This is a genomic window from Mesorhizobium sp. M2E.F.Ca.ET.219.01.1.1, from assembly GCF_004016445.2.
Taxonomy (GTDB): Bacteria; Pseudomonadota; Alphaproteobacteria; order Rhizobiales; family Rhizobiaceae; genus Mesorhizobium.
The window spans coordinates 190,991-216,351 of the sequence record NZ_SADT02000006.1 but is presented as its reverse complement, the minus strand read 5'-3'; the positions used below and the strand labels follow the sequence as shown (position 1 = coordinate 216,351).

24 protein-coding genes are annotated in these 25,361 nt (G+C 63.8%); 13 read left to right on the top strand and 11 right to left on the bottom strand.

The features are described 5' to 3' along the window. Nucleotide 1: 1 nt before the first annotated feature. From EN862_RS26960 to EN862_RS26950, 3 genes are read left to right on the top strand one after another with little or no spacing between them, the layout of a single operon-like run. On the top strand, nucleotides 2-508 hold the full coding sequence (locus EN862_RS26960; RefSeq protein WP_127866528.1) for an acetone carboxylase subunit gamma: 507 nt from the start codon (nucleotides 2-4) through the stop codon (nucleotides 506-508). A 7-nt stretch (nucleotides 509-515) separates the two neighbouring features. Then, nucleotides 516-1,286 carry a glucose 1-dehydrogenase gene (locus tag EN862_RS26955; RefSeq protein ID WP_127866527.1) on the top strand — a complete coding sequence of 257 codons (771 nt, stop codon included), beginning with the start codon at nucleotides 516-518 and terminating at the stop codon, nucleotides 1,284-1,286. 18 nt (nucleotides 1,287-1,304) lie between these two features. Next, nucleotides 1,305-2,132 carry an SDR family oxidoreductase gene (locus EN862_RS26950; RefSeq protein ID WP_127866526.1) on the top strand — a complete coding sequence of 276 codons (828 nt, stop codon included), beginning with the start codon at nucleotides 1,305-1,307 and terminating at the stop codon, nucleotides 2,130-2,132. A gap of 59 nt (nucleotides 2,133-2,191) precedes the next feature. Here the strand turns inward: EN862_RS26950 and betI are convergent, their stop codons facing one another. After that, the gene (betI, locus tag EN862_RS26945) at nucleotides 2,192-2,830 is read right to left on the bottom strand and encodes a transcriptional regulator BetI (RefSeq protein WP_193771577.1); all 639 of its coding nucleotides are present in this window, start codon (nucleotides 2,828-2,830) and stop codon (nucleotides 2,192-2,194) included. Between the two features lie 111 nt (nucleotides 2,831-2,941). On the opposite strand from betI, the gene EN862_RS26940 reads away from it, so the two are divergent. The 4 genes from EN862_RS26940 to EN862_RS26925 all read left to right on the top strand — a co-directional run bounded on the left by EN862_RS26940 (nucleotide 2,942) and on the right by EN862_RS26925 (nucleotide 8,279). Further along, nucleotides 2,942-3,979 carry an alcohol dehydrogenase catalytic domain-containing protein gene (locus tag EN862_RS26940; RefSeq protein WP_127866524.1) on the top strand — a complete coding sequence of 346 codons (1,038 nt, stop codon included), beginning with the start codon at nucleotides 2,942-2,944 and terminating at the stop codon, nucleotides 3,977-3,979. A 111-nt stretch (nucleotides 3,980-4,090) separates the two neighbouring features. Continuing rightward, a complete protein-coding gene (locus tag EN862_RS26935; protein ID WP_127866523.1) occupies nucleotides 4,091-5,032 on the top strand; it encodes an ABC transporter substrate-binding protein in 942 nt (313 codons plus the stop codon). A 92-nt stretch (nucleotides 5,033-5,124) separates the two neighbouring features. After that, on the top strand, nucleotides 5,125-6,186 hold the full coding sequence (locus EN862_RS26930) for a betaine/proline/choline family ABC transporter ATP-binding protein (RefSeq protein ID WP_127866522.1): 1,062 nt from the start codon (nucleotides 5,125-5,127) through the stop codon (nucleotides 6,184-6,186). Beyond that, nucleotides 6,183-8,279 (top strand): ABC transporter permease subunit, encoded by a 2,097-nt coding sequence (locus EN862_RS26925; protein ID WP_127866521.1) that lies wholly within the window; start codon nucleotides 6,183-6,185, stop codon nucleotides 8,277-8,279. Before EN862_RS26930 ends, EN862_RS26925 begins: the two co-directional genes overlap by 4 nt. Here EN862_RS26925 and EN862_RS26920 read toward each other — a convergent pair whose 3' ends face one another. The 4 genes from EN862_RS26920 to EN862_RS26905 all read right to left on the bottom strand — a co-directional run bounded on the left by EN862_RS26920 (nucleotide 8,280) and on the right by EN862_RS26905 (nucleotide 12,864). Then, nucleotides 8,280-9,557, bottom strand: a complete 1,278-nt coding sequence (locus tag EN862_RS26920) for an O-antigen ligase (protein ID WP_127866520.1) — start codon at nucleotides 9,555-9,557, stop codon at nucleotides 8,280-8,282. It lies immediately after the preceding gene. Nucleotides 9,558-9,597: 40 nt separating this feature from the next. After that, complete coding sequence (locus EN862_RS26915; protein WP_127866519.1) at nucleotides 9,598-10,689, bottom strand: acyltransferase; 1,092 nt, start codon at nucleotides 10,687-10,689, stop codon at nucleotides 9,598-9,600. Between the two features lie 119 nt (nucleotides 10,690-10,808). Then, nucleotides 10,809-12,041 carry a polysaccharide biosynthesis/export family protein gene (locus tag EN862_RS26910; protein ID WP_127866518.1) on the bottom strand — a complete coding sequence of 411 codons (1,233 nt, stop codon included), beginning with the start codon at nucleotides 12,039-12,041 and terminating at the stop codon, nucleotides 10,809-10,811. A 145-nt stretch (nucleotides 12,042-12,186) separates the two neighbouring features. Beyond that, complete coding sequence (locus EN862_RS26905) at nucleotides 12,187-12,864, bottom strand: sugar transferase (protein ID WP_042645112.1); 678 nt, start codon at nucleotides 12,862-12,864, stop codon at nucleotides 12,187-12,189. A gap of 607 nt (nucleotides 12,865-13,471) precedes the next feature. On the opposite strand from EN862_RS26905, the gene EN862_RS26900 reads away from it, so the two are divergent. Next, nucleotides 13,472-13,744 carry an exopolysaccharide production repressor exox gene (locus EN862_RS26900; protein WP_127866517.1) on the top strand — a complete coding sequence of 91 codons (273 nt, stop codon included), beginning with the start codon at nucleotides 13,472-13,474 and terminating at the stop codon, nucleotides 13,742-13,744. On the opposite strand, the gene EN862_RS26895 is transcribed toward EN862_RS26900, so the two are convergent. From EN862_RS26895 to EN862_RS26870, 6 genes are all read right to left on the bottom strand, one after another. Beyond that, nucleotides 13,718-15,613 carry an ABC transporter ATP-binding protein gene (locus EN862_RS26895; RefSeq protein WP_127866516.1) on the bottom strand — a complete coding sequence of 632 codons (1,896 nt, stop codon included), beginning with the start codon at nucleotides 15,611-15,613 and terminating at the stop codon, nucleotides 13,718-13,720. The genes EN862_RS26900 and EN862_RS26895 overlap by 27 nt on opposite strands. 8 nt (nucleotides 15,614-15,621) lie before the next feature. Next, complete coding sequence (locus EN862_RS26890) at nucleotides 15,622-16,329, bottom strand: serine kinase (RefSeq protein ID WP_245519703.1); 708 nt, start codon at nucleotides 16,327-16,329, stop codon at nucleotides 15,622-15,624. A 262-nt stretch (nucleotides 16,330-16,591) separates the two neighbouring features. Then, nucleotides 16,592-18,505 (bottom strand): lasso peptide isopeptide bond-forming cyclase, encoded by a 1,914-nt coding sequence (locus tag EN862_RS26885; protein WP_127866515.1) that lies wholly within the window; start codon nucleotides 18,503-18,505, stop codon nucleotides 16,592-16,594. 3 nt (nucleotides 18,506-18,508) lie between these two features. Next, nucleotides 18,509-18,925 (bottom strand): lasso peptide biosynthesis B2 protein, encoded by a 417-nt coding sequence (locus tag EN862_RS26880; RefSeq protein ID WP_245519702.1) that lies wholly within the window; start codon nucleotides 18,923-18,925, stop codon nucleotides 18,509-18,511. Continuing rightward, nucleotides 18,909-19,208 (bottom strand): PqqD family protein, encoded by a 300-nt coding sequence (locus tag EN862_RS26875; protein WP_095817672.1) that lies wholly within the window; start codon nucleotides 19,206-19,208, stop codon nucleotides 18,909-18,911. Before EN862_RS26875 ends, EN862_RS26880 begins: the two co-directional genes overlap by 17 nt. 150 nt (nucleotides 19,209-19,358) lie before the next feature. Further along, nucleotides 19,359-19,511, bottom strand: coding sequence for a lasso RiPP family leader peptide-containing protein (locus EN862_RS26870; RefSeq protein ID WP_127866514.1), 153 nt, complete (start codon nucleotides 19,509-19,511; stop codon nucleotides 19,359-19,361). 501 nt (nucleotides 19,512-20,012) lie between these two features. Between EN862_RS26870 and EN862_RS26865 the strand changes: the two genes are divergently transcribed. The 5 genes from EN862_RS26865 (at nucleotide 20,013) to EN862_RS26845 (ending at nucleotide 25,335) form a co-directional block, all read left to right on the top strand. Then, nucleotides 20,013-21,215: a nucleotidyltransferase family protein gene (locus EN862_RS26865; RefSeq protein WP_127866513.1), complete on the top strand. Its 1,203-nt coding sequence runs from the start codon at nucleotides 20,013-20,015 to the stop codon at nucleotides 21,213-21,215. A gap of 10 nt (nucleotides 21,216-21,225) precedes the next feature. Further along, nucleotides 21,226-22,248 carry a glycosyltransferase family 2 protein gene (locus EN862_RS26860; protein ID WP_127866512.1) on the top strand — a complete coding sequence of 341 codons (1,023 nt, stop codon included), beginning with the start codon at nucleotides 21,226-21,228 and terminating at the stop codon, nucleotides 22,246-22,248. Nucleotides 22,249-22,372: 124 nt separating this feature from the next. Beyond that, on the top strand, nucleotides 22,373-22,750 hold the full coding sequence (locus EN862_RS26855; protein WP_127866511.1) for a hypothetical protein: 378 nt from the start codon (nucleotides 22,373-22,375) through the stop codon (nucleotides 22,748-22,750). Between the two features lie 194 nt (nucleotides 22,751-22,944). Further along, on the top strand, nucleotides 22,945-23,817 hold the full coding sequence (locus EN862_RS26850; RefSeq protein WP_127866510.1) for a glycoside hydrolase family 16 protein: 873 nt from the start codon (nucleotides 22,945-22,947) through the stop codon (nucleotides 23,815-23,817). Nucleotides 23,818-24,003: 186 nt separating this feature from the next. Beyond that, the gene (locus tag EN862_RS26845; protein ID WP_127866509.1) at nucleotides 24,004-25,335 is read left to right on the top strand and encodes a UDP-glucose/GDP-mannose dehydrogenase family protein; all 1,332 of its coding nucleotides are present in this window, start codon (nucleotides 24,004-24,006) and stop codon (nucleotides 25,333-25,335) included. Nucleotides 25,336-25,361 lie beyond the last annotated feature (26 nt).

Here is a 25,361-nt window from a genome sequence, read left to right as displayed (position 1 = left end):
CATGGCCTCATACAGCAAGGAAGTCATTGCCGATCTGGTCGCCGGCACGCTGCCCTGGCCGCAGACGCGCCGCATCATGAGCGCCTACAAGGACGATGATCGCTTCTTCAAATATGTCGCGGTGCTGCAGGACCGCGTCGGCTGGAAGGATCCGATCCTGCTGCCAGTTGGCGACCACCTCTTCATCTGCCAGAGCGGCAACGAGCGCGTGACGAAATGCGAATGCGGCCACTCCTTCGGCGACTATCGCAAGAACTGGAAACTGAAGGCCGCGATCATCGTGCGCGACAGCGAGGAGACGCTGCGCGAAATCTATCCCAACAGCGACCTGCCGGATCCGGACTGGATGGAAATCCGCGAATTCATCTGCCCCGAATGCGGCACGCTGCACGAGGTCGAAGCGGCGGCGCCTGGTTATCCGATCGTGCATGATTTCGAGCCCGATCTGGAAGGGTTCTACCGCGATTGGCTTGGCAAGCCGCTGGAGCCGTTGAACAAGGGAGACTGATGCCGCAATGGGCCGCGTCGCAGGCAAGGTGGCGCTCGTTACCGGGGCCGGTCTCGGCCTCGGACGGGCGTCGTCGCTCTTGCTGGCATCGGAAGGCGCCAGGCTGGTCGTCAGCGACATCGACGAGAGCCGCGCCGGCAATACGGCGGCGGAGATCGTCAAGGCGGGCGGCGAGGCATTGGCGCTACGCCACGATGTCTCGAAGCCCGAGGATTGGTCGTCCGTCATGGCGGCGATCGAGCAGCGCTTCGGGCGGCTCGATGTGCTGGTCAACAATGCCGGCATTGCGATTGCCAAAAACGTCGAGGACACGACTTTAGCCGAATGGCGGCGCACCATGGCGGTCAATCTCGACGGCGTCTTCCTCGGCTGCCAGGCAGGCATCAAATTGATGAAGAAATCCGGCGGCGGATCGATCATCAATCTCTCCTCCATAGACGGCATCATCGGCGAGGCGGAGCTTGCCGCCTACTGCGCCTCCAAGGGCGGCGTGCGCACCTTGACCAAGGCGGTCGCGGTGCATTGCGCCGAGCAGCGCTACGGCATCCGCTGCAATTCCATCCATCCAGGCTATATCTGGACGCCGCAGACCGAGAATTATCTGCGCGACCTCGGCGCGCTGGAGCAGGAGAAGGCCAAGGCGCTGTCGCGTCATCCGATCGGCTTACTCGGCGAGCCGAACGACATCGCCTACATGGTCCTCTATCTGGCCTCGGATGAATCGAAATTCGTTACCGGCTCCGAAATGGTGGTCGATGGAGGCTATCTTGCAGTGTGAACACGGAGCGCGTTTGCGATGACCAATCTCACCGGCCGCAGCGCTATCGTCACCGGCGGCTTTTCCGGCATGGGCTTTGCGATAGCAACGGCGCTCGCCAAGGCTGGCGCCAATGTCGCCGTCGGCTCCTATGTGGCGCCGCCGCAGACGGGCAGGGTGGACGCCGCCTATTATCCCGGCGCCGACGAGATCGAGCGTGTTAAGTCGTCGCTCGCCGCGCACGGCACCAGGGTGCATGCCGCGCATCTCGACGTACGTGATAGTGACCTCACCGACCTCTTCTTCGCCGAAGCCCAGGCGGCGATCGGCCCGGCAGGCATCCTGGTCAACGCCGCGGGCACCACCGCCGAACAGCCGGTCTGCGGCCATTCCGACGAGCTCTGGGCCAAGATCGTCGATACCAACCTCACCGGGGCGTTCCGTACGACCCGCGCGGTCCTGCCCGGCATGATCGGGCGCGGCTGGGGCCGCATCGTCAACATCGGCTCGACGGCGGCTTCCGTCGGCTGGAAGGACAATCCCGCCTATTGCGCCTCAAAAGCCGGCCTGCTCGGCCTGACACGCTGCGTCGCGCTCGAAGGCGCGGCACACGGCGTCACCTGCGTCATGATCAGCCCGACCTGGGTAGAGACCGAGCTGATGCGCCGCAATGTGGCGCAAGTGGTCGAGCGCGAGGGCAAAGGCCGCAGCGCCGAGGAATTGATGGACGAGTTCAGGAAGGGCAATCCGCAAGGCCGCATGATGCAGCCTGAGGAGATTGCAGCGCTCGCGGTCTTCCTCTGCTCGGATATTGCCAAGGGGATCACCATGGAAAATATCCAGATCACCGGCGGAGCTTTATGGTGAAACCCGCGCCGGCAAGGAGCGCCTGCAACCGCTCGCTGCCGGCGATGCCTTCCAAAACGTCACGCCGCCTGCAGCTGAAGCCTTTTCAGCTTCGACACCATGCCCGGGCCAAGCATCTTTTCCGAATATTCGACAAGCAGCGCCCGCGCCTCCAGATGCGAAATGGCGTCGTCGGAATGGCCGCGCCGCAGCCAGAAACCGTCGAGCATCGCGGCGAAGCCGCGCACGAAATGGTCGATTTCCTCTCTCGACCACAGCGGCGAAAGCGCCGAGCCGATATTCGACCGCAGGCGTTTATAGAACAGCTCCTGCAGCCCCGCGTAACGCGGGTTGTGCGCGGCTTCCGCATAGAACGACACCCAGGCATTGGCCGTGTTGCGCTCGAACTTTTGTTCCGGGAAATTGCCGTCGACGATCGCCGTCAGGCGATCCCATCGGGTCTCGGCCTGGCGCAGATTGACCACCACCGCGTCCATCAGGACACGGTTGGCGTAGCGCACCATCTCGAACAGCACCTGGTCCTTATCCTTGAAATAATAGGTCAGGATGCCCTGCGACATGCCGGCCTCATGGCAGATACGGGTCGTCGTCAGGCCCTTCAGCCCGTCACGCAGGAAGATGCGATGCGCCGCCTCGATCAGCTCGACCCGCCTGATGTCCTCGATGCGGGTGCGTTGTTTCTTCGTCCTGGTCGCCATGGGTTTCGTATATCCGACGAAAATTTTGTACGCTCTAACAAATTTTTGTATTGTCATATGATTTTGGCAGGCCTACGCTGCGAAGGCAAGCAGATGCCGAACGGACTATTGATGACGTCGCACACACAAATGATGCGGGCCGCGGTCCTGGGCAGATACGGCGAGCCGCTCGACGTCACCACCGTGCCGCGTCCCGTCGCCGGCCCCGGTCAGATATTGGTGCGGCTGCAGGCTTGCGGCGTCTGCCATACCGACGTGCATATCTGGCGTGGCGAAAGCGTTCCGCCGCACGCGCCTTCACCCTTCGTCATAGGTCATGAGGGCATCGGTCGCGTCGAGGCGATCGGCGAGGGCGTCGGCGGCTGGTCGCTCGGCGACCGGGCCGGCGTGCCTTGGATCCACGACACCTGCCGCCGGTGCGACGAATGCCTGGATGGCTACGAATCCTTTTGCCAGCACCATCGCGCGCATGGCTTGAACGTACCCGGCGCCTTTGCCGAATATGTCGTCTGCGACGCGGGCTTCGCGGTGGCGCTTCCCGAAGCCATCGATCCGGTGACCACCGCGCCGGTGATGTGCGCCGGCATCACCGCCTATGGCGCGGTGAAGCGGGCCGGCTTGAAAGCCGGCGAAAAATGCATCGTCTTCGGCTGCGGCGGCCTCGGCCTTTATGCGGTGCAGATCGCCAGCCGGCTCGGCGTCAGCGTGCTCGCGGTCGATCGCGATCCGGCGAAGCTGGAGATCGCCCGCCGCTACGGTGCGGCGGAAACCGAAATCGCCGACTCGGACGTGCCCTCGCGGCTGGCGGCGACGGGCGAAAAATACCACGCCTGCATCAATTTCGCCCCGACCACCGCCACCTGGGACGCGATGGTCGCGGGCATCCGGCCGCGCGGCAGGATCATCGCCGCGGCCATGGTCTTCCAGCCGGTGCCGCTCGTCCAGGAATGGCTGACGGCCACCGGCGTCGTCATCACCGGCACCAGCGTCGGCACAAGGCAGGAGATGCGCGAGCTGGTCGCCATGCACGCGGATAAGCCGCTTGAAACGACGGTCGAGGTCATCTGGCTGGAAGACGTGTCGGCAGCACTTGTCGCTCTCGAACGGGGCCAGTCGAAAGGGAGGTACGTCATCAGCTTTGGGCGGTAATGGAATTTTCCGGCGGCCAGGGGAGTGGCGCGCGGAACGCAGGAGAGGCTAGCGGCAGCCTCGCCATCACGGATGAAACCTGAACCATAACATCCAGACAGGGGAACCATCATGCCGAAGACGATCAACAGAGTAAGAAATGCAGGCATTGGCCTGGCGTTGATGTTTGCCGCCAGCGCGCCGGTCGCCGCCGCCGATCTCGGCGCCAAGGACGAGCCGATCAAGCTTGCGATGCTGGAATGGACCGGCGCGCATGTCTCCACCCACATCGCCGGACAGCTTCTCGAAAAGCTCGGCTACAAGGTCGAGTATGTGACGGCGGGCAACTTCCCGCAGTTCTCTGGTCTCGCCGACGGCTCGCTCAGCGCCTCGGTCGAGGTTTGGATGAACAATGTCGGCGACATCTATCCGAAGACGCTCGCCGCCAAGCAGATCGAGGATATCGGCAAGCTCGACCTGAAGACGCGTGAGGGCTGGATCTACCCGAAATTTATGGAGACGGTCTGTCCCGGCCTGCCCGACTGGACGGCGCTCAACAAGCCGGACTGTATCAAGGCGCTGTCGACGCCAGAAACCGCGCCCAACGCGCGCTTCCTCGACTATCCGGCCGACTGGGGCTCGCGGGCCGCCACGATCCTTGCCGACAACAACATGCAGTACACCGCCGTTCCCTCCGGTTCCGAGGGTGCGCTCGTGGCCGAGCTCGAAGCCGCCGAGGCGGCCAAGACGCCGCTGGTGATGATGTTCTGGGGCCCGCACTATGCGCTTGCCGAAAACGACGTCGGCTGGGTCACCATGCCGCCCTGCAAGGAGCAGACCAACGAGCACTGCATCACCCCGCCGGATGTCGACAAGATCGTCTGGTCGGGCTTCGGCGCCAAATGGCCGGCGGCCTACGCCTTCCTCAAGGCCTTCAAGATGGACGCCGGCGAGCAGGAGAAGATGATGCTTGCCGTCGACAAGAAGGGCGAGGACCTCGACGCCGTGGTCAAGGCCTGGATCGACAAGAACGAGGCGGTGTGGAAGCCCTGGGTCGACGGCGCCAAGGGCTGATCGACCCGATGCCTCGAAAAGGCTGAAAGGCAATCGATGCCCGGCTTCCGCGGCGCGCGAAGCCGGGCAAGCAAGTCGCATGGATGGCTCCGATGACCGCCGCCTCACGCCCGATAAAGCTTGCGTGCCGCAATGTCTGGAAGGTCTACGGCCGGCGCCCCTCCTATTATTTCGACTCGCGCGGCTATGTGATCGACCCCGATGCGCTGGCAGAGCGTCTGCGTGCGGAAGCGCATCTGCCGGCGGTGGTCGATGCCAGCTTCGAGGTGGCGACCGGCGAGATCTTCGTCATCATGGGCCTGTCGGGCTCCGGCAAGTCGACCCTGGTGCGCTGCCTGTCGCGCCTGGTCGAGCCGAGCGCCGGCGAAATCCTGCTCGACGGCAGGAATCTGCTCACCGCCAGCGGCAAGGAGCTCATCGAGCTGCGCCGCCACGCCATGGGCATGGTGTTCCAGAATTTCGGCCTGCTGCCGCATCTGAGCGTATTGGACAATGTCGCCTTCCCGCTGAAGATCCAGGGCAAGCCGGCGAAGGAGCGCGAGGCCCGCGCCCGCGAGATGATCGCGCTGGTCGGGCTCGAAGGCCGCGAGGCGTCCTTCCCGCACCAGCTCTCCGGCGGGCAGCAGCAGCGCGTCGGCATCGCACGTTCGCTGGCGGTGGGCCCGGAGCTCTGGTTCCTCGACGAGCCGTTCTCCGCGCTCGATCCGCTGATCCGCAAGCAGATGCAGGACGAGTTCCTGCGCCTGCAGCGCATGCTGAAGAAGACCATCATCTTCATCACCCACGATATCGCCGAGGCCTTCCGCCTGGCCGACCGGCTGGCGATCATGCGGGGCGGCAAGATCGTGCAGATCGGCCGCCCCGCCGACATCGTGCTCAACCCGGCCGACGACTATGTCGCGCAGTTCACCGAGGACATGCCTCTGCTGCGCGTGATCACCGCCGGCGACATCGCCACGCCGGCCAATGGCGCGGCGCTGCCGGAGCGCAGCGTCGCCGCCGACACCAGCCTCGAAGCGTTGATCCCGCAGCTCGCCTCCGGTGTCGGCGCGTTCGCCGTTACCGGCGACGGCGACAATCCGCCGGCGGTGCTCAGCGCCGGCGCGGTGCTTGCGGTGCTGGAGCGCGAACAGGCGAGGCGAAAAAGCTCATGACGGCGCCGGCCGCGATCGCACCATCCGCGCAAAGGTTCGCCATCGCGCCGGCCCTTGTTCCCTGGTGCGCGCTGGCCGTGCTGACGGCGCTTTGCCTGCTTCTGAAAACCGAGCTTCCCTGGCTGGTCAATTTCCCCAAGGAATGGACGCTGCCGCTGGCTTCCTACATCAACGCCGTGGCCGACGTGGTCGTCGCCGTCATCCAGCCGGGGTTCCGGGCGCTCTCCGCCTTGCTCGATGCGCCGATGCGCGGCGCGCGGCTGGCGCTCGCCTGGCTGCCCTGGCCGGCCGTGATGCTGGCGGTCGCCGCCCTTGCGCTGAAGTCGAGCGGCGAGCGGCTGGCGATCTTCGCGCTGGCCACGCTCGCCTATATCCTGCTCGCCGGCTACTGGCCGCAGAGCATGAACACGCTTGCGCTGGTGCTCCTGGCGGTGCCGATCTCGATCGTGCTCGGCTTCCTGCTTGGCGTTCTGGGTTACGCTCGCCCGCGCTGGCGTCCGGTGCTCAACGGCGCGCTCGACCTGATGCAGACGGTGCCGGCCTTCGCCTATCTCATCCCGCTGCTCCTGCTGTTCGGCTTCGGTCCTGTGGTCGGGCTGATTGCCTCGGCGATCTATGCGACGCCGCCGATGGTCCGAAACACCATGCTCGGCTTGGAGCGTGTGCCGGCGGCGATCAGCGAGGCCGGCTTGATGAGCGGCTGCACGCGCCGCCAGCAATTCTGGCAGGTCGAGGTGCCGACGGCGCTGCCGCAGCTTCTCGTCGGTTTCAACCAGACGACGATGGCGGCGCTGTCGATGGTGATTGTCGCCGCCATCATCGGCGGCTTCGAGGATATCGGCTGGGAAGTTCTGTCCTCGATGCGCAAGGCCGAGTTCGGCCAGAGCATCCTCTCCGGCCTGGTGATCGCGCTGCTCGCCATCCTCATCGACCGCCTCACCATCGGCTTCGCCAAGGCGCCCAAGACCGGACCGACGCGCGCCATGCGGTGGATGACGCCGCGCCGGCTGGCCCTGTCGCTGGCGATCGCGCTGGCTCTCGCCGTCGTCATCCGGCTCGCCGCGCCCGATGCAACGCTTCTGCCGGAGACCGGGCTGCGCATGCAGATGGGCGCCGTCAACCAATGGCTGCTGGGGCTGGTGCGTGACTATGCCTGGTTCTTCAACGGCGTGCGCAACGCGGTGCTCTACTGCCTGCTTCTGCCGATGCGCGTCGGCATTTCCGGCTCGGCGACACCGGCAATGTGGGGTTTCTCGCTCCCGCCATCGGCGCTGGCCGTCTATGTCGTCCTGGTGTTGGCCTTGGCCGTTCTGGCTGCGCGCCGACTTGGCTGGCGGGCGGCGGTCGCCGTGCTGGCCGCCGGCCTTGTTCTCTACACCGGCTTTCTGGATCTGCCCTGGCCTGTCTTCATCCTTGCCGTCGCCTTGCTTGCCGGCCAGGTGGGCGGGCCGCGGCTCGGCCTCTTCGCGGTTGCGGGCTTCGGGCTGATCCTGGTCAACGGCCTTTGGCCGCAGCTGGTGCAGTCGCTCTATCTCTGCACGCTGGCCGTCCTGCTTTGCCTTCTGGTCGGCGGCGCGCTTGGTGTTTGGGCCGCGCATAGTGAGCGGGTCTCTCGTCTTCTGAAGCCGATCTGCGACGCGCTGCAGACCATGCCGCAATTCGTCTTCCTCATCCCGGCGCTGATGTTCTTCAAGGTCGGCGAGTTCACGGCGCTGATCGCCATCACGCTCTACGCCATCGTGCCGCCGATTCGTTATGTCGAGCATGGGCTCAGGCATGTTCGCGCCGACGTCGTCGAGGCGGTCGAGCAGATGGGCGCGACGCCGCTGCAGACGCTGCTGCAGGCCAAGCTGCCGCTCGCTTTGCCGGTCGTGATGCTCGGCCTCAACCAGACCATCATGGCGGCGCTCTCGATGCTGGCCATCGCCGCCCTTGTCGGCACGCGCGATCTTGGCCAGGCGGTCTATGTCGCGCTCGGCAAGGCCGATGCCGGCATGGGCCTGATCGCCGGCCTGTCGATCGCCTTCCTGGCGATCCTGGCCGACCGGCTCATCCAGGCCGCCGTCGCGCGCTCCGCGGCTGCCTCCCGGTGATCAGACCGGCGCTGGGACGCGGCCATTGGCAGGCCTCTCGTCCTCGGCCGGAACGGCCACCCTGCGGCGCCGGTAAGCCGGGGTCAGCCTGAACAGGCCGTAATAGACGATGAAGGACGCCATGAAGTAAGGGCCGAGCATCTCGACCTCGAAGAAGGAGCGGATCAGCATCAGTCCGATCGCGCCGGCAAGCACCACCGAATCGGCGCTCCAGTCGCCGAACACCACTTTCGACACATGGCCGTAGAAAGCGCGCAGGATGACAAGCGCCAGCAGGGTGACACCGATGAAGCCGATTTCGACCAGGGTCTCGATATAGGTGTTGTGGAAGTGGAAGCCCGAGCGGGTCGAGATATAGAATTCCGCCCACAGCCGCTCCGGATCGGCAAAACCCTGCACCCAGTAGGCGGCGTAGCCATAGCCGAGCAGCGGATGCTGCTGCGCCGCCTCCCAGCCCTGCTCCCACAGATAGGTGCGGCCGGTGAGTGTCGAATCCTTGCCGAAGATGCCGAGCACGACATCCAGCAGGCCCAGGTTGAGCGCTGCCACGACGGACATCACCAGCGCGCCGGCGCCGATAACGAACAGCACGCGGCGATACCGCAGCGCCAGCACCTTGCTCATGGTTAGCAGCGACACGACGCCGATCACGGCTGGCAGCGAAGCCACGGACGTCGCCGAATGGGCGATTGCCAGCATGTAGACCGACAAAAGCATGATTGGCGCGGTCCAGGCGAAGCCAAGCCAATTGCGCCGATAGAAGGCCAGGAAGGCAAGGCAAAGGAAGATGCCCAGCGAGGCGAAAAAGCCGACCTGGTTCTTGGAACCAAAGGCGCCGACGAAATTGACTGTGCCGTCCATGATGTCGAGCGCATAACCGCCGACTTTCATTGAATAGAGCAGAACGACGAAGATACCGATCAGCGAGCCCACCACCAGCGTGCGCACGCTGACGGTGCGCGCCGCGACATAGGCGCAGGCGATATGCGAGGAATATTGCACCGCCGCGCGCGCGCTGGTGCCCGCCGCCTGGGACCAGAACACCGAGAGGCAGACATAGACCGCAAGCGTGATGGGCAGCCAGGCGGTGGAAAGCCTCCAGGTGAAGCGCCGGTAGTCGACGAACAGCAGCGGCAGCCAGACGGCATAGTAGGCGAGGATCAGGATCTGGCCGAAATTGGGCGAATAGGCGAAGGCGATCACGGAAACCACGACCGCGAAGGCGCCGTAGGTCTCGTTGCGATCGGGATCGATCAGAATGGATTTCGGAATCTTCATACCGGATTTTGTCCGTTGAGTCCTTCTTGAGTGAGCCGCGCTAAGCCACGGCTCGCGCGCGCTGCATCTGCCGCTGCAGGAAGCGCCGCACCGGCTCGTCATAAACGCGCGTGGCAATGTCCGCGATGACGACGACGGAGACCGCCATAACGATACCGAACCAGGGATGATGCGCGAACGGATCGATCGAGAAGGCCTTGCCGGCTCCGGCGATGATCATCAGCATCGGCGTGTGGATGATGTAGATCGGGTAGGAGATCCGCCCGAGCCAGCCATAGAAGCCGGACAGAAGCGGCGCGGTCGGTGCCACCGCGCCGGTCGCCACCATGATCGGAAAGACGATGACGATTGCGGCAAGATCGTAGACGACGCGCGCGCCGCCGGCTGGTGCGATGGCGAAGACGGCAAGTGTGAGCAGGATCGCGCCCTCGACCCACAAGCCGCGCCGCAGGAAGCCGAGGCTGCCTTGCCAGCGCGCCATGGAGCGGCAAAGCAGCACGCCGAGGAAGAACGAGAGGGTGACACGCGGCAGCCCGCTGACGATGGTCTTGCCGGTCATACCGAAATCCAGCGTGCCGGCGAAAACCGAGGCGACAACCAGCAAGACGAGGCTGACGACAACGATTCCCGTCAGCACGCGCCGCGACAAAAGGACGAACACCGCGACATAGGCGATGTTGACGATCAGCTCGAAGAACAGCGACCACGAAGCGGGGTTGAGCGGGAAGATCGTGTGATAGGCGTCGCTCACCAGCGGGATGAAGAACATGCCTGTCGTCAGTTGCAGGCCGATCTCGGACAGCGGCATGTACTCGGCCGGCATCAGCCTGTTCTTGACCAGCAGGTAGAAGAAGCCGAGCAGCGTGCCGGCGAGGTAAAGCGGATAAAGCCGGATCAGGCGGATCGCCACGAACGAGCCGAAGCCCATGCCGTTCTCGATCTTGCGGTCATAGGCATGCGCGATGACGAAGCCGCTGAGCAGGAAGAACAGATCGACCGCGAGATAGCTCGACGGCAGCACCTTGCCGTCGGCCAGGAACGGCGAGAAGTGGTAGAGCATGACGCTGATCGCCGCCACGCCGCGGATGGCGTCGAGGTTCAGATACACGTGACGCGGGGCTGCGGGCTGCATGTTATGCCTTCAAGCGGTCCAAAACAGATCGCCCGCTCGCGTTCGTGCGCGAACGAGCCTGACGTGTTCCTCCCGCCTCCGTTCCTCGATTCGCTTCGCGCAAGCCCGGGCCGGCGACGCTACTGGCTGGCCGTCGGCGCGAGCTTCACCTTGATCACGTCGCCCGGCAGCACAGGCGTGTCTTCCTTGGCTTCGATCTCGCTCGTCTTGCCGTCTGCAACCCGCACCAGCGAATAGAGCAGGGGCGGTTCTTGATTGCCGGTGAGGGCGGCAGTCGTTGCCGGATCCGACGCCTGGGCGATCAAGCCCTTCTGCATGCCGACCCTCAAGCCTGCCTCGTTCAGGTTTGCCTCCGTTTGCTGCCGGTCGGCAGTGAGGCTCGAACTCAGTGTGTTACGGGCATCGATGGCGTCCTGCTCTGCCTTGCTGATTGACTGCTTGGCGGTGAGGATGGCCGTCTCATAGTCCAGGATCTTGCCTTGCAGGTCGGTGACCGTCTGCTGCGAGGAAAGCAATCGCGCATTGGCAATCAGGCCTTTCTGTGCCAGCGGGCCGATGCTGTTTGCCTGCTGCTCCGCCAGGTCGACCTGCTTCTGCTGGTTGGCGATCTTCTTTTGCAGCGATTCGATTTCCGACTGCAGAACACCCTTCAACTGGTCGAGCGCATCGAGCTTCAGCTTCAGCGACTTCTGGTCGGAAACCAGGATCGCCGTTTCGTCCGCGACGATGGTCGGCAATCTCGAATCACCCTGGATTTCCTGAGGCACCTCGAACGTCGTTTTCCCGGCCAGGTCGGCGTCGATGCGGGCTCGCTTGACCATCAGCCGCAAGCGCTGGTCATCATAGATGTCATAGCTGCCCTTGGCGGTGATCAGATCCTTTTCGATCTGAGGACCATAGTCGGCATTGTGCCTTATGCCACCGGCGATGCTGACTGCCTTGAGCACCGTCAGATCGGGCACGAAGGGAAACTGGCCGGGATTCTGGACTTCGCCTGAAATGTAGAATGGCCGGAACTGCGCCATCTCGACCGAGGCTTCCGGCTTGTCGGGCAGCGCTAGCTTACGCTGCAGCGCAAGCCCGATCGCCGAAGCGATCTCCGCCGTCGTTTTGCCGGCGGCCTGCATGTCGCCGACGAACGGCACCGAGAGCGTTCCCGCCGGGCCGACCGAATACTCGCCATTGATGGCCGACCAGTCGCGGAACGTGCCGTCAACCGTCTGCCATTCGGCGACGCGGATGTTGAGCTTGTCCTGCGGGCCGAGCTGATAGTCGCCGGCGGCAGCCAGTTGCGGCATGGCAAGCGAGGCTGCAAGCAAAACGCCCGCGAAGCGGGCTGATGTCCTTGGCATGAGACTGCAGGCGAAAGACAGTCCGAAGAGGTCTTTTGTCAAATGAACGTTTCCGATCCGCTTTGGCCCCATCCGCCCGAATGAGATCACTGCCGGATGCCTGCCCCAGTTGCCGCGGGCCAGGCCTGTTGGTCGATAGTTCCGGTCAATAGCTGCCGCGCGACATCCACACGGCCGGAACTGTCTTGAAGATGATGCGAATGTCCTCGAACAACGACCAGTTCTCGACATAGTGGCGATCGAAGGCGACCCGCGTGTCATAGGATACGTCGTTGCGGCCGCTCACCTGCCACAGCCCGGTGAGACCCGGACGTGACTTGAGGTAATAGACGGCTGCGCTGCCATAGATTTCCAGCTCGTCGCGCACGACCGGGCGCGGGCCGACAAGGCTCATGTCGCCTTGCAGGATGTTGAGGATCTGCGGCAGCTCGTCGAGGCTGAGCTTGCGAAGCACCGCGCCGACGCGGGTGACGCGTGGATCGTTCTTCAGCTTGCGCGTCGCGATCCATTCGGCGTTGGCTTCCGGATTGGCCGCCAGATAGGCGGCAAGCACCCGCTCGCCGTCCGGCACCATGGTGCGGAATTTGAGGCAGGAGAAAATCCTGCCGCCACGCCCGATTCGCTTGTGGCCATAGAAGATCGGACCGTTGTCCGAAAGCTTGACCAGCAAGGCGACCATCAGGAAAAGCGGGCTGAGCAGAACCAGCCCGGATAGGGAACCGACGATATCGAAGCTGCGTTTGAGCAGACCGCCGATGGGGGGTGGAAAATCAACGCCGACCTGCGCAAAACCCGCATTAGCCGACTTGGCGACATCCCTCATGCAGAAGCTCCATACGTTGAACGGATGGTTTACGCCAAGATATCAAAAAAATGCTGCAGCGCAACACACAATTTCCCATCGCGCTGAAATGTTCACGTCATGAATTGACTAAATAATAAACCTTCCCTGCCCAAATTTTCGCCTTTGTGGCACGTTTGTGACAAGGTGAGAGAAAACCAGGAAAATGTAGTCCGCCTTTTGGGCCTTTTTTGGACAGTGCGTTCTTTGCTGCAGCAGAAACGCGGTTGCGTGCCGCCGGAAGCACTCGCGATGGTAAGTTATTCGGGTAAAATACTATTCAAAGGCCTGAGTTTTACTGCAACGAAAAGAGCGGCATTGAATAGCCGGCCAAGCCGCAGTGTGCGACGCAGCATGGCAGAGTCGATCTCGTAAAATCCTTGGAAACCATACCTGCCGGGCCTTGCTCCGGTCAGCCCGCCTTAATAGAGTCGCAAATTGTTCCTGTCATAGTCTGCATGGGTAAGGAAGGCCGGAAGCAACCGGTCGGATTGGGCAGCCAGAAAGAGCTCTTTGGCGCAACGGGGAGTTACGCGGGTGGGTAAGTCGCAGCTTCTGCATGCTCGTCTCGGTTGAGTGGCCGCCGAACATGTCTCTGCCAAAATTCATCATAGGCATGATGTTCGCGCTGGCGATCGTCATCGGCTGGTCTTATGTCGACGGCGCATCGCCGGGCACCATCGTCCTTCGCGCCGTCATCTGTGCCGTCATTATCCAGGCGGGTTATTTCCTTCTGGTATTTGCCATGATCGGCAAGGCAACGCCGACTTCGGCCGACAAGATCCGCGAAGCCGACCGCGGGGCAATCCTGAACAAGGTCGCCGACGGCGAAAAGCTAAGCGCCAGACGCAGCCTCCACTGACTGTTCGACCGACGCCGGGACCAGTCCGGCCTCGACCGGGGGCACGGTGTCGCGCTCGGCCTGCTCGCCGGACAGCATCCTGGCAAGACGGCTGCCGGCGTTTGCCTTCAGCCGCCGATATTGCCCGACCTCGACGATGCGCCCGTTCTCGATGGCCACGACCCAGTCGGCGAAGGCGATCATCGACGGCCGGTGCGCGATGGTCAAAATCGTCATCCGGCCGCGCAGCGCCTCGATCGATTGCGCGATCAGCGACTGGTTCTGCCAGTCAAGCGCGCTGGTAGCTTCGTCGAGGATGAGCAGCGACGGCTTGCGCAGCAGCGCCCGCGCCAAAGCGATGCGCTGCCGCTCGCCGCCGGAAAGCCGGACACCGCGGTCGCCCACCACCGTATCGAGCCGCGATGCGAGCCGTTCCACGAAATCGGCCGCATGGGCGTTGCGCAACGCCGCCCATAGCTCCTCGTCGCTGGCCCCAGCCGCGGCAAGACGAAGATTGGCGGCGATCGTGTCGTGCAGCAGAAACACGTCCTGCGGCACATAGGCGACCTGATCGCGCCACGCCCTGCGATTCTGCACGGTGATCTCCACGCCGTCGGCCAGGATCCGGCCGCTTGTGGGTTCGAGCAGGCCGAGCATCATGTCGGCGATCGTGCTCTTGCCGGAACCGGAAGGGCCGATCAGCGCCGTCACCTTGCCGGCCCGCAGGCTGAAGGTGATATCGCTGACCACCGGTCTTGCGTCACCCTCGCCATAGGCGAACGATACCTCGCTGATGTTGAGGCCGGTCTCGAGCGACAGTCTCGCGCCTCGTTCGGCCATGCTTTGGGTCGGCTCGCGCTCGGCGTCGAAGCGGGCCTGAAGGGCTTGCATCGAAGCGTAGGCCGGCAGGTTGATCAGCACCTGCTGGGTTTGAAGCTGCATGTCCATGAAGCGCGGCGCGACCCGCATGAAGACCAGGAGCAGCACGACGATCTCCGCCAGCGACAGGTGGAAGCGGACCAGCGCGATGTAGATGAAGAGGCTGAGCCCAATCACGCTCGCCATCTGGAACAGGGCGGTGCCGAGCGAAGAGTTGCGGACGAAGGCGATGTTGTCGGCCTTCATCCTGTCCAGCGTCGCGCCGAGCTCGGCAAAATAGCTCGCCTCGACATTGAGGCTCTTGGCGACCTTGATGCCGCCGAGGAACTCGGAGACCGTGCGATACTGGTCCTGGCGATTGCCGGTCAGCGTGCGGCCATAGGCGCTGGCGCGTGCTCGGAACGGCTGCAGCGCAACCAGCAGCACCAGGCCGATGAGGATGGCAAAGGACGTCATCACCGGCGAGATGAACAGCGAGACCACGAGATAGCCGGTGAGAAGCAATGTGGCCTGGGTGAGCATCAGCAGCGAGAAGGCAGCCACCTGCACCCGGTCGACGTCGCCGTTCAGCGCGTGGTCGAGGTCGGAGCTGCGGATGCGGGTGAAAACGCCCCAGCGCGCCCGGCCGATGCTTTCGAACAGGTTCATGCGCACGCGGTTGACGAAATCGTAGAGCAGCCGCGCCATATAGACTGACTTGAAGCGGTTGAAAATCGCCTGCAGCGCCACCAGCGCGACAAGCATTGAGAGCACCGTCGCCAGCGACAGCGTTCCGCCGGGCACCAGCCAATGCAAGGCTTCCGGCACCCGCACCGCATAATCCTGATCGGCCTTGCCGATCAGGCGCAGCAGTGGCACGAGCAGCAGGATCGAAATGCCTTCGGTGAGGCTTCCCAGGATCAGGAAGACAAGCGCCGTCGCCGTGCGCCGCCCGCCGACATGCGCCATCATGGCGCCAAAGCTGGCGACATCTCGGAAAAGCGACAGGCGAAGCTTCGAGGACCAGCCCATGTCCCGGCTCACCTTGTCCCGTACGCCAGGTCGGCTTCGATCGCGGCGACCGCTTCGTCGATCTGGTCTAGTCCGGCCGGCACTTCCAGCCGGCTTACGCCGATCCGCCCGGCGATCTGCGCGCTTTGGCGCAGGTGCAGGGCGGCGAAATCGCCCGGCAGCGCCTGCCGGCCAAACCGCGTGATATAGGAGAATTTGATGATCGCCGGCAGCGCGGCCGCGCCGGACATCGGGGAGGTCGCCGCCCGCACGCCCCGCTCGAGCACATAGATGCGCGATACCGGAACCGCTTCGGGCGCAAATCCGTCACGCAGCCGATGCTGCGCCTTGTCGATCTGCGGATGCACCTGCGGGCGCACCTCCGCCCGTTCGAGGCGAATGGCGCCGGCCGCGTCCGCCGCAAGCTTGAGCTGCGGGAACCCGGGCAGGATGATCGGCCGGCCGGGGTCGGACAAATCCAGCGCCACGACATCGTCGGTGAGCAGTCGATGGCCGGCGCGGATCATCGCCCCCGCCGTCGTCGATTTGCCGGCGCCCTTGTCGCCCATGAAGATCACGCTTTTGCCGTCGACTTCAATGGCGCTGGCATGCAGGACGAGCAGCCCGCGCTGATGCAGGGCGAGCGCCATCACCGGCCCGAGCAGCGGAAAGGCGAGCAGCGGATCGTCGACCCCTGGCGCCGGATCGACATCGATGCGGTTGGCGCTGCTGATCATGAACGTGCCGACCGCCTGCCAGGAAAGATACTGGCGCGTCGGTTCGAAACGGAAGGCGGTGGCGTCCCGGGATGCCGCGCCGGGAAAATCAACCGGCCCGACCGCGATCTCCAGATCCGGCGTCGCCGGAGCCGTCGGCTCCAGCTCCGCAAGGCCACTTCGGAACCGATCACCAGCCCGTAGGCCTTGTAGAAACGGCGGACTCGCTTGCTCGCCGCCGCCGTTTGCGGCTCGGATCGCGCAAGGGAAGCGACCGGAAGGTTCATGCGGGGCTTCCCTGAACTTGCCGCAGCCACAGCGACAGCGAAACCGCGCGCCAGACGTGCTGGACGTCCGGCAGGGTCGCCTGCTCGGGCTGGCGCAGCATCCGGTCATAGACCGCGGCCACTGCAGGCAGGTTGACATAGGGCGCGATCCGCTCGCTGTCCGATATCAGCAGCCTGTCCAGAAGCTCGCGGTGGTTGCCGAGCATGCCATTGACCAGGTTGGCGGTGAAATTGATCTTGTCGCGCCGCCATTGCACCACCGGCGGCAGAATGCCTTGCATGGCCCGGCGCAGCACATGGCGGCCAAAACCATCCTTGAGCTTTTCCTCGCCGGGCAGCGCCAGGCAGAATTCGACGAGGGGCTTGTCCCAGAACGGATAGCGCGGCTCGACGCCGAAATTGGCGGCGGCCTTGTCGAGCACTTCGAAAGCGTGCGGCACCAGCCCTGTCGAAAGAAGCCAGCGATGCGTCAGCGCTTCGCTGGCGCTGACGGCGGCAGGCATGTAGCCGCTGCGATGAAAGCGTTCGGCAAGATCGGTGCGCCCGGCAAGATCCGGATTGACCAGACCCGCCCAGGCGGCGCGTGGCGCCTGCGCCGGCGCGCGCCGCACCTTGCGGACAAGGCGTTTGGCTGCCGCCCTCATCCTGGCGATCCGCCAGGCCGGCCCATAGATGGTCAGGAATTTGAAATAGAGGGGAAGCATGCCCTCGCCATAGGTGTTGGCCGCGCTGCGCAACTCGCGCCAAAGCTCCAGCCACCTGCCGGCATTGGCGAGCTCGTGAAGGTGTCCGTGGCCCTGCGAGACGACCTCGTCGCCGCCATGCCCGTCGAGAAGCACCTTGACGCCCTTTGCGCCCGCCGTCCGGTAAAGGTCGCGCGTCAAGGACAGGCCGGGCGCCAGGAACGTGCCTTCCTGCTCCTCAAGGATGCGCTCGAATTCGGCGAAGGGCGCGTAATTGCCGACGGCAATCAGCGTGGCGTCGACCGGATTGCCGTCGAGCACCGCATCGATGAACGGCTTCTCGTTCATGGACGAGCCCTTGTCGAAGACCAATGAGAAGGTCTTGAGCTTCGGGTTGCGTGTCCCCGCTGCCCTGAGGCTTGCAAGGCAGGTGATCGAGGATGAATCGAGGCCGCCGCTCAGCATGGCGCCGACAGCCGGCGTGCCACGCATCCGGTTCTCCACCGATTGCGCGAAGAGATGCCTGAATTCCTCGGCCGCGTCAGGGCGCGGCGGCCGCTGTGACGGCTCGATCTGCCAGTAACGCCGCAACACGATCCCGTGGCCCGCCACCATCATGCTGTGCCGCGCCGGCAAGCGGAAGATCTCGACGTAAGGCGTGGCCTGCGGATCATCCGGCAGGCCGGCGAGAAAACCGGAAATCTGGTGCTCGCTGAGGCGCCTGCCGACGCCGTCCAGCGCCAGGATCGGCCCGATCTCCGAGGCGAAAGCAAAGCGCCTTCCGGTCGAATGATAGTAGAAGGGTTTGACGCCGAAGTGATCGCGCGCGCAAAACAGCGCCTGACGCTCGCGGTCCCATATCGCGAAGGCGAAGTCGCCTTGCAGGTAGGTTGGGCAGGCCTCGCCCCATTTCAGGTAAGCGTGCATGATGAGCATCGCGTCGGCAATTGACCGGTCGCGCAGGCCCAGTCGCGCCAGAAGCTCGTCGCGGTTGTCCAGCCGGCAATCGGCGGTGATGGCGAGCTTGCCGCCGGCCATCGCCAGCGGACCGGGCCCGTCCTCGCCGGTCGTGTCGAGCCAGGCGTGGCCGAGCGCCACTCTGCCCTCCGTCCGCCATGAGCTGCCGTCGCGGGCACGATGGCGCATGCGCGAAAGCATCTGCTGGATATCGCTGGCCGCGGCGGGCCTGCCGTTGTCCATATGCATGATGCCGGCGACGCCGCTCATTTCTCACGACCCATGGTCGACAAGGTGAGTAAATCCGTTGATAGAGCCGCCAAGCACGATGTGGTTGCCGCTCATCAACCAGGCATGCGCCCTGAGCTCGCTGCCTGTCCCCTTTTCGATGCCGATGCTGATCTTCGAGGCATTGCCCTGGCGTGCGAGCAGATATTGCCCGGCCAACGCCTGGGTGAGGCAGCTGGCGCCCGGCACCAGCCGCGCGGCGGCGGCAACGCCCCAGGCGACGCGCCGCAGGTCGGCGATGCCGGCGTCGCGCCTCGCATCAAGCCGCGTGACCAGGCTGCGGACGCGGTTGTAGGAGGAAAGCGCCAGCGCGAGCCGCACCACGCTCACCACCGCCAGGCAGCGCGCCAGAAACAGCATCTCCCGGCCGCTCAGCGAGCGGAACCTAGACCAGTTCCTCACTGTGGAGCCTCGCAAGCCCTGCTTCGGTCAGCCCCTTCAGCAAGCCCTCGACATCGGCCTTGCAGCGCTCGGCATCGACATTGTAGCGCGCAAGCACGGCGCCGCGGATATCGAGGACCGATCGCGGCTCCTGGATCTGCTCCCAGATGAAGGCGCCGACGCTGTTCAGGCTGTAATAGACATTGGATTTGAGGTGGAGCAGCGCCAATCCGGCACCGAATTCACAAGCCACCGCTTCGCCGGTCGCGACCACGCGGTCATGGTCCGAAGGGTTCCAGTGCATGCTAAAACCTCGTTGCTGGCCCGCCGCGCCCGTTGGACCTTGGCCAGGGATCGGTTGCCTGCGATCCTCGGCGGGAAGCCGGGGGACAAAAGCCCCCCGGCTCACCTATTGTATCCGGAGCCCCAACTAGACGCCCGGATGCCTGCAGGCTTATGAGAAAGTCAGCTCGCCGACCGGCGTGTGTGCGGGAAAACTCACGTCGAGCGCCGTCGTGCCAGCGCCACCCTGCGTGATGGTTTCAATCGAACCATGGACCGTCAAACTGGGGGTTTCGTACTCATGCTTCTCAACATTCTGTTCCATTTTACTCTCCAATTAAGGACTGGAAGCGGCCGCAGAACGCCGCCAGCATATCGCTATGCTGCAATGCGATTGCTGCATGGCAACATTCATGAGTCAAGCGTAATTCACCAAGCATTAATCAATTCTTGGTTGCGCTTGCCTTCCTTGATGATTAATCCATGAGCGTCGTTATCGTAATCCTCAATCGCTCAGGAATTCAACCGAGCGTCCTCATCGATCGAATAAGTAATTGATTTATTTGTTATAATTTTTTGAGCAGCAAATCCGTTTCACGGATGTGAAGAAATTGCTGCAAAAGCCGCTGCCTTTCGGCTCGCAGCGTTCGTCCCGGCGGCATGTCTTCAAAAGTGATTGAATGTGTGGGATTTTAAACGCTTAGGTTGCGGAGTTGAAGCGGCTTTGGCCGCCTCTTGGGCGGTCGTGTTAATTTTCCCGGTGTTTTTCTTCGCAAGTGCGGTATAGATCGCTCGGGCGGCTTTTTTGCGGAGAGCGACATCGGGCATGACAATGCAGGATGGCTCGTATGAAAGGCTGCGTGCCGCCGGCTGTGCCGATGAAGTCGCCTATGTGCAGGCCTGTCTGAGGCTGTTTTTCGCACCCGGCGCCGGCGTCGGCGACGGCCAGGCCGATATGCCCGCGCCGGCAATCTCGGCGGCTCACGTCGCCGACATCGCAAGACTGAACAAGGTCGCCGTATTCATGCTCAAGGCGCTCGCGCGTGCCCCCGCCGGCGCGGCGCCTCCCGGTTTGTCTGGCTGGCTCGACGGCTATCGGCGGCGCACCATGTCGATGAACGCCGCCTGCATCGGCGATTCGCTGGCCATCGATCGCGTGCTTCGCGACCGGCGGGTCGATTTCGTCTTCCTCAAGGGGCCGCTCCAGCAGCACAGGCTCTATGGCGATCACTTCATGAAGCCTTCCGGCGATGTCGACATACTGGTTTCCCCGGCGAGCTTTGCCGAGGCGCGCGCGGCGCTGCGGACCATCGGCTACGAGGTTGCCGGCAAGTCGCGCTCGGTCTGGTGGGTGCGCTTCCTCGGCGAGCAGCACATGGTTCGCGAGGACGGCACGAGAGCGTCGACGGTCGACCTCCACCATCGGCTGCAGCAGCCGGGGTCGCCAAGCCCTCGCGACATAGACGGCTTCCTGCGCCGCAAGCGTGTAGTCGAGGTGGCCGGCGCGGCCATGCCGATCATCTCGGCGGCAGACACCTTGCTTTTGTCGTCGATCAGCGTCGCCAAGGCCTTTTTCAACCGCGAGCCTTGCGCCGGCTATGTCTGCGATGTCCGGGCCAGCGCCAGCCGGCTGAGCGAGGCCGAGCAGCAGACGGTGCTCGATCATGCCGCCGAGCAGGGTCTTGCGGACACGCTGCTTCTGGGGTTGCGCGCCGCCGACGTGCTGCTTGGCGCCACCGGCACGCTGCTTTCGGATCGCGCCGCCCGCATCCTGGCGCGTATCGGCAACGCCGACCTCTTCCACATGGTGATCGCGCCCTGGCTCGCGTCGCTGCGCTGGCCGCAGCGTCGCCATGTGCTGTGGGAACTGTGCGGCCACGAGCCCGTCCGCTACCTGGCGGAGGCCGGCTGGGCGGCCTCCGCCGACCTCAGCCGGCGCATCTTCGAGCGACCGGCCGCCGTCGCGCCGGCGCCGGACGGCGCGATCAAGATCGCGGGCGGGACAGCCACTCATGCAAGCGAAAGGTGAACCCATGCCCATGACGACGCCTGTGACGAGCCCGGCGGTTTGCGTCATCATTGCCGCACGCAATGCGGCGCGGACGATTCCCGTCGCCATCGCCTCGGCGCTGCGCGAGACGGAAGTCGCCGAAGTCGTCGTGGTCGACGACGCTTCCACCGACAACACCCGCGATGTGGCTTTGGCCGCCGACGACGGCAGCGGCCGGCTTGCCGTCATCCGTCTCGACGTCAATCGCGGTCCTTCCTCCGCGCGCAACGTCGCCATCCAGGCCTCCAGATCGCCCTTCATCAGCATCCTTGACGCCGACGATTTCTTCCTCGAAGGCCGCTTTCGCCGGCTTTTCGCCGCCGCCGATTGGGATTTCGCCGCCGACAACATCATGCTGATCCGCGACGATGCCGCGACCGACCTCGCCAGGGTCGCCGCACCGCCTTTCGCCGCCGATCCGGAATTTCTCGATTTAGAGCGCTTCATCGAGGGCAACATCTCGCGCCGCCGCGTCCTGCGCGGCGAGCTCGGCTTCCTCAAGCCAGTGATCAGCCGGGCTTTCCTCGAACGGCATGGGCTGACTTACGATGAAAACCTGCGTCTTGGCGAAGACTACGAGCTCTATGCGCGCGCTGTCGCCAGCGGGGCGCGGTTCAAGATCATCAAGTCCTGCGGCTATGGCGCTATCGTGCGCGCCGATTCGCTGAGCGGCCGCCACAGGACTCAAGATCTGAAGCGCCTTGCCGATGCCGATCTGGCGTTGCTTCAGATCGACAACCTTCCCGAACGCTCGAAAGCGGCGTTGCGGCGCCACGAGCGTCATGTCCGCGACAAATACCGGCTGCGCAACTTCCTCGACGTGAAGGCCGAGCGCGGCCTGGCGTCGGCCGCGGCTTACGCCTTCGCCAGCCAGTCGAATCTGATCCCGATCGTTCGCGGCGTCGCCAACGACAAGCTCGACGCGCTGTTCCGCCGCACCGGCATTGCCGCAAGGCAGCAAGTGCCGCCGATGCGCTTCCTGATGGCGGCAAGCAGCGCCGCAAACGAGTGATCCCGTATCGTCCCGGAAGCCGCCGGCCCTCAAAAAATCCGCATTCTGAAAACTATGATGTTGCCTAGCCGCCGCAGGGGTGGCAGTCTATGCTGCAATGCAGCAATTTCGAAAGGCCGGCAGGATGGCTTCGATTTTTGGCTTCAGATCCCGGGATCCGGCTCGCGACCGGCAGACCGATCTCCAGCGTTTCGACCGGTTGGCGAAGCTGTTCGACCAGATCGCGGCCGAGATCGAGACGGAGAAAACGGGACTGGAGAATCGCTACAGGTCGACGGCAGCCAACGCGGCCTTTCTGGTCGAGGCGATGGAGAATGGTTCGGCATCGGCCAGCAAGGGATCGGATGTCAGCGTGATGACCAACTCGATCCTGAACTGCGAGCGGCGCATTGCGGAGCTCGCTCGGCAGAAAGGCTTGGTGAAGGAACTGCGCCGTTCGCTCGACGCGATTGTAGAGGATGGCGCCGATCGGTCTGCTTCGCAGTCCACGGCAAGAGGCTGACGGCGCCCACGGGCGCCGTCATCGGTACGAGGCACTGAAGCAATTCCAGGAAAAGTGTGAGCGGTTTTCCGTTCGGAATTGCGAAAAAACAAGGAATGAGAGGAGTTCAAAAGGGCGCAGGATCAGAGGCGGCTCGCTCGCTCGAGCCAAGAATGACTTTGGGTTGGGGCGGAACAACACAAGGTGAGTTTGTTATGAATGTAGATCCCGACAACACCTCCACCGTGGCGGCTTGCGCGATGTCGCATGCGCCGGGGAGTGGATTAGCCAGCCTGCGGCTCGGCGCGGCCGCCGTCCTGTTTGCAATCGCCGCGACCCTGCATCCCGCGCATGCGCAAGGGACCCAACCAGAGCTGAAAAGCGCGCCGTCCTTCGTCGACAATTTCTCCAATTTCAACCAGTCCCGCTGGTTCGTCTCGGACGGTTGGACCAATGGCGCCCATCAGAATTGCACCTGGTCGAAGGATCTCGTGCGGCTTTCCGATGGTGTGCTGTCGCTAAGCTTCGAAAAGCGCAAGCTCAAGGACCGGGAGTTCGCCTGCGCCGAGATCCAGACCAAGCAGCGTTACGGCTACGGCATCTATGAGGCGCGGATGAAGACCGGCACCGGCTCCGGCCTCAACGCCGCTTTCTTCTCCTATATCGGCCCGCAGGACAAACAGCCCTGGGATGAGATCGACTTCGAGGTCCTCACCAAGGACCCCTCGAAAGTCCAGGTCAACAGCTACATCCAGGGCAAGCCGAAGAACGGCAAGCTGGTCGACGTCGAGGGCGGCGCCGACAAAGGCTTCAACGATTACGGCTTCGTCTGGGAGAAGGACCGGCTGCGCTGGTACGTCAACGGCAAGCTTGTCCATGAGGTGACCAACCCCGACGAATTGCCGACGCATTCGCAGAAAATCTTCTTCAGCCTCTGGGGCAGCGACAAGCTGACCAACTGGATGGGCGCCTTCACAGATCCCGGCAGCAAGGTCACCATGCAGGTCAAGCGCGTCGCTTTCACCGCTTTGGGCCAGCCGTGCCAGTTTCCGGAATCGCTGGCATGCAGCATAAGTAACAGCAACTGAGCATGATCCCCGAAAGCGGGACCCGGTTTCGGGATAAGATCATGCGGAACTAACGAGGCATGATCCCCAAAAGTGGGAACCGGTTTTGGGGTAAGATCATGCCGAACCAGCCAGGCCGTTGGGCCTGGGGACATCTGAACCGGCCGGGCCGCTTTGTGACCCGGCCTTTGACAGGAATAGAACCAAATGAATTTGACGGTGTTTGGGATTGGCTATGTCGGTCTCGTCCAGGCCGCTGTGCTGGCCGAGGTCGGCCACGAGGTGGTGTGCGTCGATGTCGACGAGAAGAAGGTGGAGCGCCTGAACCAGGGCTTGATCCCGATTTTCGAACCGGGCCTCGAAAGCCTCGTCAAGGAAAACCACGCGGCCGGTCGCATCCGCTTCACCACCGATGCGGCAGCGGCGGTCAGGCATGGCCAGATCCAGATGATCGCGGTCGGCACGCCGCCCGGCGAGGATGGCTCGGCCGATCTGAAATATGTGCTTGCCGTCGCCGAGACCATCGGTCGTGAGATGGATGCCCCCAAGATTGTCGTCGGCAAGTCGACCGTGCCGGTCGGCACGTGCGAAAAGGTGAAGGCCAGGATCGCCGAAACGCTGAAGAAGCGCGGCCGCGAGGACCTCGCCTTCGACGTCGCCTCTAACCCCGAATTCCTCAAGGAGGGCTCGGCGGTCGCCGATTGCATGAAGCCGGACCGCATTATCGTCGGCACCTCCAGCGAGGACACCGAGATGGTGATGCGCGAGCTCTACGCGCCGTTCAACCGCAACCACGAGAAGATGATCGTGATGGATGTGCGCAGCGCCGAATTCACCAAATACGCCGCCAACTGCATGCTGGCGACCAAGATCAGCTTCATGAACGAGATGGCCAATCTCGCCGAACAGTTGGGGGCCGACATCGAGGAAGTGCGCAAGGGCATCGGCTCCGACCCGCGCATCGGCTACCATTTCATTTATCCCGGCCTCGGTTATGGCGGCTCGTGCTTCCCGAAGGACGTGCGCGCGCTGATCAAGACCGCCGAGGGCGTCAAGTTCGACGCCAAGCTGCTGCGCGCCGTCGAGGAGCGCAACAATGCGCAAAAGTCGGTGCTGTTCGACAAGGTCAACCACTATTTCAAGGGCGCGCTCAGGGGCAAGACGTTCGCCGTCTGGGGGCTGGCCTTCAAGCCCAACACCGACGACATGCGCGAGGCGCCGTCACGCACGCTGATGGAAGCGCTCTGGGCGGCCGGTGCCAAGGTGCAGGCCTATGATCCCGAGGCGATGCAGGAATGCCAGGCCATCTATGGCCTGCGCGACGATCTGCTCTTGTGCGGCACCAAGGAGGCGGCGCTCCGCGGCGCCGACGCGCTTTTGATCTGCACCGAATGGAAGAGCTTCCGCGCGCCGTCCTTCGACGCGCTCAAGGATGCGCTGACGACGCCGGTCATCTTCGACGGCCGCAACCTCTACGATCCCAAGGTGATCGCGCGCTACGGCATCGAATATTTCTCGATCGGCAGGATGGCGGCATGACGGCTGATCGCATCAAGGGCAATGGC

What these genes read in the sequence shown, in the direction of transcription:
- EN862_RS26930 (WP_127866522.1), top strand. Translation starts at nt 5,125, where the DNA reads ATGACCGCCGCCTCACGCCCGATAAAGCTTGCGTGCCGCAATGTCTGG.
- EN862_RS26905 (WP_042645112.1), bottom strand. Translation starts at nt 12,864, where the DNA reads ATGAGGGATGTCGCCAAGTCGGCTAATGCGGGTTTTGCGCAGGTCGGC.
- EN862_RS26960 (WP_127866528.1), top strand. Translation starts at nt 2, where the DNA reads ATGGCCTCATACAGCAAGGAAGTCATTGCCGATCTGGTCGCCGGCACG.
- EN862_RS26950 (WP_127866526.1), top strand. Translation starts at nt 1,305, where the DNA reads ATGACCAATCTCACCGGCCGCAGCGCTATCGTCACCGGCGGCTTTTCC.
- EN862_RS26845 (WP_127866509.1), top strand. Translation starts at nt 24,004, where the DNA reads ATGAATTTGACGGTGTTTGGGATTGGCTATGTCGGTCTCGTCCAGGCC.
- EN862_RS26910 (WP_127866518.1), bottom strand. Translation starts at nt 12,041, where the DNA reads ATGCCAAGGACATCAGCCCGCTTCGCGGGCGTTTTGCTTGCAGCCTCG.
- EN862_RS26870 (WP_127866514.1), bottom strand. Translation starts at nt 19,511, where the DNA reads ATGGAACAGAATGTTGAGAAGCATGAGTACGAAACCCCCAGTTTGACG.
- EN862_RS26955 (WP_127866527.1), top strand. Translation starts at nt 516, where the DNA reads ATGGGCCGCGTCGCAGGCAAGGTGGCGCTCGTTACCGGGGCCGGTCTC.
- EN862_RS26890 (WP_245519703.1), bottom strand. Translation starts at nt 16,329, where the DNA reads ATGATCAGCAGCGCCAACCGCATCGATGTCGATCCGGCGCCAGGGGTC.
- EN862_RS26915 (WP_127866519.1), bottom strand. Translation starts at nt 10,689, where the DNA reads ATGCAGCCCGCAGCCCCGCGTCACGTGTATCTGAACCTCGACGCCATC.
- EN862_RS26865 (WP_127866513.1), top strand. Translation starts at nt 20,013, where the DNA reads ATGACAATGCAGGATGGCTCGTATGAAAGGCTGCGTGCCGCCGGCTGT.
- EN862_RS26935 (WP_127866523.1), top strand. Translation starts at nt 4,091, where the DNA reads ATGCCGAAGACGATCAACAGAGTAAGAAATGCAGGCATTGGCCTGGCG.
- EN862_RS26860 (WP_127866512.1), top strand. Translation starts at nt 21,226, where the DNA reads ATGACGACGCCTGTGACGAGCCCGGCGGTTTGCGTCATCATTGCCGCA.
- EN862_RS26900 (WP_127866517.1), top strand. Translation starts at nt 13,472, where the DNA reads ATGTCTCTGCCAAAATTCATCATAGGCATGATGTTCGCGCTGGCGATC.
- EN862_RS26875 (WP_095817672.1), bottom strand. Translation starts at nt 19,208, where the DNA reads ATGCACTGGAACCCTTCGGACCATGACCGCGTGGTCGCGACCGGCGAA.
- EN862_RS26855 (WP_127866511.1), top strand. Translation starts at nt 22,373, where the DNA reads ATGGCTTCGATTTTTGGCTTCAGATCCCGGGATCCGGCTCGCGACCGG.
- EN862_RS26885 (WP_127866515.1), bottom strand. Translation starts at nt 18,505, where the DNA reads ATGAGCGGCGTCGCCGGCATCATGCATATGGACAACGGCAGGCCCGCC.
- EN862_RS26850 (WP_127866510.1), top strand. Translation starts at nt 22,945, where the DNA reads ATGAATGTAGATCCCGACAACACCTCCACCGTGGCGGCTTGCGCGATG.
- EN862_RS26925 (WP_127866521.1), top strand. Translation starts at nt 6,183, where the DNA reads ATGACGGCGCCGGCCGCGATCGCACCATCCGCGCAAAGGTTCGCCATC.
- EN862_RS26940 (WP_127866524.1), top strand. Translation starts at nt 2,942, where the DNA reads ATGACGTCGCACACACAAATGATGCGGGCCGCGGTCCTGGGCAGATAC.
- EN862_RS26895 (WP_127866516.1), bottom strand. Translation starts at nt 15,613, where the DNA reads ATGGGCTGGTCCTCGAAGCTTCGCCTGTCGCTTTTCCGAGATGTCGCC.
- EN862_RS26920 (WP_127866520.1), bottom strand. Translation starts at nt 9,557, where the DNA reads ATGAAGATTCCGAAATCCATTCTGATCGATCCCGATCGCAACGAGACC.
- betI (WP_193771577.1), bottom strand. Translation starts at nt 2,830, where the DNA reads ATGGCGACCAGGACGAAGAAACAACGCACCCGCATCGAGGACATCAGG.